Genomic DNA, 5,369 nt, shown 5'->3' on the forward strand with positions numbered 1-5,369 from the left:
TCAAATCCGCATGAATACTATCATTAAAAATCTAGGGAGCGAGACGCTCCCACTACGATAATATTCAATAATTACAGTAGTGCGGGCATCTTGCCCGCTTGTTATACCCATTAACCGGATTTGATATTATATTGCTGGTCAAATCAGATTATAAATCAGATTATGGCGATCGCTATGTTTTAAATGAGTACATCTATTCCTGAAAATCAGTATCGATCGCAATCTCCAAAGTATCTTCATCAATGCGAACATAAAGAACATTGGGACGACAGCAAACTTGACAATCTTCTACATAAGACTGAGTATAACCCCCACTCAGATCGACAAAAGTTGAACTGATTTCGCCGCAAAAAGCGCAGCAATATTCGGCAGTTGTTTCCATCATTAATACAGGGGTTTGGAGACTCAATCGCGGATCGTTAATACATGGGTTTGGAGACCAAACCCCTACGATAATTTAACCATTTCTCGTTCCCAATAAATATAATAAGGCCATGCGAACGGCAACCCCACTGGTCACTTGTTGAGAAATCAAACTCAAGCGCGGATCGTCCATCAAATCCGAACTTAATTCTACTCCACGATTGACGGGACCTGGATGCAGAATACTTACGTCAGGATGGCAATTTTTGAGGCGATCGCGGGTAATACCATAGCGTTGATGATATTCTCGCAAACTCGGTAGGAGATTGCTGGTCATGCGCTCTTTTTGCAAGCGTAAGGTCATCACAAAATCGGCATCTTGCAAGGCAGGTTCGAGATGCCAATGTAAGGTAACATTGCCCATATCAGCAAAATATTCTGGGAGTAATGTCGGCGGTCCGGCTAAATGTAAATCGACTCCTGCTGCACTTAAACTCCAAATATTCGATCGCGCTACCCGAGAATGTAAAATATCCCCAACGATGGCGATTTTTTTGCCTTTTAAGACTTGCAAACGCGGGCGATCGCTATCCAAAAGCGAACAAATTGTAAATAAATCTAACAATGCTTGAGAAGGATGTTCGTGTTGTCCGTCTCCTGCATTTAAAACGCTAACTCCTGTTTGTAAACGATCCATTTCTCGGGCGATCGCAGCAGGGACTCCAGCCTGTTTGTGACGAATGACCATAATATCAGCACCCATTGCTAAATAGGTTTTCGCTGTATCTAAAATTGTCTCTCCTTTGGTTAAAGAAGAACTGCCAGGGGTAAAATTAAGAATATCTGCGGAGAGGCGTTTTGCGGATAACTCGAAACTGCTGCGAGTGCGAGTCGAAGGTTCAAAAAATAAATTGGCTACAACTTGTCCTTGTAATGGCGGTACTTTTTTTGTGCCATGAGAGAGAACTTCGCGAAAACTGGAGGCGGTTTGTAGCACTGTATCATATTCCACCTCGCTGAAATTGGCAAGAGAGAGGATATGGTGGCGAGTCCAAGATTGATTCATTGATTAACTGTCATTCCGTACTTATAACCGATTACTTATCTGTCACAAAATTTCCCGATTTTGCCGTTGCTCTCTTGAAAACAATATTTAACAAGAATAGGCAACGATTTACATTATCAACTTGGGGGAGGTTTCTATGCAACGTCAAACACAAATTTTTTCTCTTCTCGTCGGAATTACGGCGATCGCCCTTGGGGGTTACGGAGTCTCCAATGCGGAGTATTTTAGCGCAGCCGAGGAAAAACCCGTGACAATTTCCATCGCACCCTCGACGCAACCGCAAACGATTACTATTCCCCCTACTCCCAGTTTACCTGCGGAGATTACGATTCAAACCAAACAGGCGACGAATGCTGTTTCTGTACAGATTTTCTCTCCCGATCGCCAATGTCTGAATTTAGTTCCTCAACAGGTTTCAATACCCCAAGAAAAGTCTTTAGAAACGGCGATCGCCAAAACAATTGAAGGTCTCAACAACGGTGATTTTTCTCTTGCAGGTTATCGAGTCCAAGTTAATAATGGGGTTGCAACGGTAGATATGCGCCTTGCTGCGGATAGTCCGCGTCATTTTGCTTCTTTGTCTCCCTGCGAAACTTTTGGTTTATTTGGGGGTTTGCGTCAAACTCTAACTCAAAATTTACAATGGAATATTCGCGATGTTCGTTTTACTGAACAAGGACAGGAAATTTATTTGTGATACCTGCAATCATTTTGGTACGCTACATACAGTACAATCCCAGACATGGCATTTAGGAACAGAATGATGGGACTTTTAGTTGAGGGTGTTTGGCAGGATCGATGGTACGACACGACCAGTACGGGGGGACGATTTGTTCGTAAAGCCTCTCAGTTTCGCCATTGGATAACTCCCGATGGTAGCCCCGGATCGACTGGAAAAGGGGGCTTTAAGGCAGAATCAGGACTCTATCATCTCTATGTCTCCTACGCTTGTCCTTGGGCGCACCGGACGCTCATTTTCCGCGCCCTGAAGGGGTTAGAAGAGGCGATTTCCTTATCCGTCGTGCATTGGTTGATGGGCGATCGCGGCTGGACTTTTGCACCGGGTGAAGGGGTTATTGGCGATCCTCTTTTTAGTGCTGAGTTTTTGCATGAAATCTACACCCGCGCCGATCCTAATTATACAGGGCGGGTGACGGTGCCGGTTCTTTGGGATAAACAGACCCAAACTATTGTTAATAACGAATCTTCGGAAATTATCCGTATTTTTAACAGTGGGTTTGATAACATCGGTGCAAAGCCTGGAGACTATTATCCTCAATCCTTGCAAGATGAAATTGATACTGTCAACGATCGCATTTATAATACAGTTAATAATGGGGTCTACAAATGCGGATTTGCTACGACTCAAGAAGCCTACGCAGAGGCGATCGTGCCTTTGTTTGATACCCTAGATTGGCTGGAAGAGCGCCTCTCGACACAGCGATATCTTGTTGGCGATCGCCTCACAGAAGCAGACTGGCGCTTATTTACCACCCTCGTGCGCTTCGATCCAGTTTATGTTGGGCATTTTAAATGCAATATTCGTCGTATTGTTGATTATTCCCATCTTTGGGCTTATCTTCGCGATCTCTACCAAACTCCCGGTGTAGCCGAAACTGTCAATTTTTCGCACATTAAGGGGCATTATTATGAAAGTCACAAAACGATCAATCCTACGGGAATTGTTCCCATCGGCCCGGAAATTGATTTCCTGACTCCTCATCATCGAGGGGTTTAGTTTTTGATTGCTGCGATCGCCACTCCAGCTATAGGGTGAAAAGATGGGACTTAACTCTCTCGTCAATTTAGCGATCGCCGACCACTAAAGCATGGGGATAGTCTTGGCGATAACGAGTATAAATAATTTCTGTTTTGGCTGTATCATTGAGTTGCATAATTCCATGCTCTAAACTAACTGCGATCGACTCAATGGGACCCCCAACGGGTGACTCGCAAGGAAGTTCCCCCAGAGGAGCGATCGCTAACCACGGATTTTGGGCGACATTACAAGAGACAACCCCTTGCAAGTCCTCAGAATTGCCCGTTTTGGCGTTGATTTCACTAGCGGAAGCTGTTTGGGTCAGAAGTGCAACCCCAGCTAAAGAAAGAATGCTTGTTTGGAAAAGATGGCGGATAGTGGGATTGAGGTTTATCATGGTTAATCTCCTTTGACACTTGCGAGGTTCTTGTCTAGAATGAGAAAACTTTTGTAAGACTTAAGCAGCTAGGGAGCGAGAACGCAGCTAGGGAGCTAGAACGCAGCTAGGGAGCGAGACGCTCCCACTACGGTATTCTCTTGCTATGGTAGTGCGGGCATCTTGCCCGTTAATGCGTAAGTCCTATTTTGCTTTCCACACCTTCAGTATCGGCGTTTTTTCTCTGATAAAATACGATCGCCATCTGGATCGATTGTGAAGTTAATCTCAAATTGGTGCGATCGCTGACTCCAATATTCCGCGATCGCGATCGTAGAAATTTAGCCAGATATACCCATCTCATCCTTCAACCCGTGCCGATCGCCCGTAACGCACTCGCTTGACAGCGTTCGTAATAAAGTTGAACGACGCGATCGTGTTGGTTGATTTCCAAACAACTCTCAAATAAGTGTTCTGCTTCTTCGACGAAACCCATAAAATATAAAAATAATCCTTGTTCAAACTGGGTTTTTGTTTCTAGTTTTGCATCTTGAATTGCGATCGGATCCCCATTAAAAACTTCAAATACTGAGATCGGATCGTTTTGATTTTCAGCCTCAAAGCGATGGATCAAGCGAAGGCGATACCCTTCAGTCTGAGAAAGTTGCAAGAAAGTACGATGGGTAATCAATAACGGGGTTTCATATACTTGCGTTAGCGCTTCAACCCGTGCGGCGATATATTGGGTATCTTTGACAATATAGGGTAAATGGGGAACATCGCCATTATCTGTTTTAGAAAGAAGCGTTCCCGTATCGATGCCAATTCCTATTTTCGTGTAGAGAGTATTCCCTTTAGCATACTGACTCCCAGCAAAACATTCAAGCATAGAGAGGGATGCTTCCAAGGATTTATCTACCTCCTCCGCAAATAAACCCACGATCGCATTTCCCACCGAGGGGGCGATAATACCTCCCCAACGCGCGATCGCCCCTTCCAGTTCGGGAACATAGCGATCGTCGAATTCCGCACTCGTATCATAAATTTTGGCAAACAGAACGGACATTTTCTTAGTTATATTTACGGATGCACTCTGAATAGCCACATTTTATGCAGGTTAAAAGCCAAAAGTCAAAGGTTAAAAGCAAATATTTGTCAAGACTTTTCAACTTTTTGGACATAATTTGTAAATAGGGAAAAGGACTCTAAAGCGAGATTTGCCTTGGTTTATTTCTCCCATAAAGAAATAGTCTTTTTCCCACCTGTGGCCAAAATATTTCCTTGGGGACTAAATGCCACAGTATAAAGTTCCTCCGATTCATATCCTAAGCCAGATATCTCTTTTCCTGTTGTTACCGACCATAGTTTTAAACCATCTCCTCCACCACTAGCTAATATATTTCCTTCTGCACTAAATACTAAGGTGTAGACTTTACTTAAATGCCCCGATAATCTTTGTAACATTTGCCCCGATCGCACGGACCACAAGGCGATCGTTCTATCAACACTACCACTGGCCAGCAGTTCGCCATCGGGACTAAAGGCGACTGTATTCAACCAGCCCTCATGACCCACTAAAGTATGCAATAACTCCCCTGTTTTCACATTCCAGAGTCTCGCCGTTTTATCACAACTGGCACTCGCCGCAATATTCCCCACCGGACTAAAGGCGACACAATTCACATATTCTCTATGTCCTATCAATACTTGCAAAACTTTACCGGTCTTGGTCGATCGCACCATAACGGTTTTGCGATCGCCAGTACTGATTAAAATGCGTCCATTGGCACTAAAATCCAAAGAAT

At 44.1% G+C, this 5,369-nt stretch carries 7 protein-coding genes and 1 pseudogene; 2 read left to right on the forward strand and 6 right to left on the reverse strand.

Annotated elements, in window-relative coordinates; translation table 11 throughout:
- Positions 1-193: 193 nt before the first annotated feature.
- Positions 194-382 carry a CPXCG motif-containing cysteine-rich protein gene (locus VB714_RS14370; protein ID WP_416309687.1) on the reverse strand — a complete coding sequence of 63 codons (189 nt, stop codon included), beginning with the start codon at positions 380-382 and terminating at the stop codon, positions 194-196.
- A gap of 75 nt (positions 383-457) precedes the next feature.
- Positions 458-1,429, reverse strand: a complete 972-nt coding sequence (locus VB714_RS14375; RefSeq protein WP_323225289.1) for an aspartate carbamoyltransferase catalytic subunit — start codon at positions 1,427-1,429, stop codon at positions 458-460.
- Positions 1,430-1,565: 136 nt separating this feature from the next.
- Between VB714_RS14375 and VB714_RS14380 the strand changes: the two genes are divergently transcribed.
- Together VB714_RS14380 and VB714_RS14385 are read left to right on the forward strand one after the other, a co-directional pair.
- Entirely contained in the window at positions 1,566-2,126 is a 561-nt protein-coding gene (locus VB714_RS14380; RefSeq protein ID WP_323225290.1) for a hypothetical protein, read from the forward strand.
- 66 nt (positions 2,127-2,192) lie between these two features.
- Positions 2,193-3,167: a glutathione S-transferase family protein gene (locus VB714_RS14385; protein WP_416309688.1), complete on the forward strand. Its 975-nt coding sequence runs from the start codon at positions 2,193-2,195 to the stop codon at positions 3,165-3,167.
- Between the two features lie 67 nt (positions 3,168-3,234).
- On the opposite strand, the gene VB714_RS14390 is transcribed toward VB714_RS14385, so the two are convergent.
- From VB714_RS14390 to VB714_RS14405, 4 genes and pseudogenes are all read right to left on the reverse strand, one after another.
- A complete protein-coding gene (locus VB714_RS14390; RefSeq protein WP_323225292.1) occupies positions 3,235-3,585 on the reverse strand; it encodes a hypothetical protein in 351 nt (116 codons plus the stop codon).
- Between the two features lie 169 nt (positions 3,586-3,754).
- Positions 3,755-3,928 carry a hypothetical protein gene (locus tag VB714_RS14395; RefSeq protein ID WP_323225294.1) on the reverse strand — a complete coding sequence of 58 codons (174 nt, stop codon included), beginning with the start codon at positions 3,926-3,928 and terminating at the stop codon, positions 3,755-3,757.
- Between the two features lie 3 nt (positions 3,929-3,931).
- A complete protein-coding gene (locus VB714_RS14400) occupies positions 3,932-4,630 on the reverse strand; it encodes a hypothetical protein (protein WP_323225296.1) in 699 nt (232 codons plus the stop codon).
- 161 nt (positions 4,631-4,791) lie between these two features.
- Positions 4,792-5,369, reverse strand: a pseudogene (locus VB714_RS14405) (WD40 repeat domain-containing protein); the annotation flags it as partial.

Source organism: Spirulina sp. 06S082 (assembly GCF_034932145.1).
GTDB lineage: Bacteria > Cyanobacteriota > Cyanobacteriia > Cyanobacteriales > Spirulinaceae > CCY15215.

Coding starts and splice junctions, on each gene's coding strand:
- VB714_RS14380 (WP_323225290.1), top strand. CDS start 1,566: ATGCAACGTCAAACACAAATTTTTTCTCTTCTCGTCGGAATTACGGCG.
- VB714_RS14375 (WP_323225289.1), bottom strand. CDS start 1,429: ATGAATCAATCTTGGACTCGCCACCATATCCTCTCTCTTGCCAATTTC.
- VB714_RS14400 (WP_323225296.1), bottom strand. CDS start 4,630: ATGTCCGTTCTGTTTGCCAAAATTTATGATACGAGTGCGGAATTCGAC.
- VB714_RS14385 (WP_416309688.1), top strand. CDS start 2,193: ATGGGACTTTTAGTTGAGGGTGTTTGGCAGGATCGATGGTACGACACG.
- VB714_RS14395 (WP_323225294.1), bottom strand. CDS start 3,928: ATGAGATGGGTATATCTGGCTAAATTTCTACGATCGCGATCGCGGAAT.
- VB714_RS14370 (WP_416309687.1), bottom strand. CDS start 382: ATGGAAACAACTGCCGAATATTGCTGCGCTTTTTGCGGCGAAATCAGT.
- VB714_RS14390 (WP_323225292.1), bottom strand. CDS start 3,585: ATGATAAACCTCAATCCCACTATCCGCCATCTTTTCCAAACAAGCATT.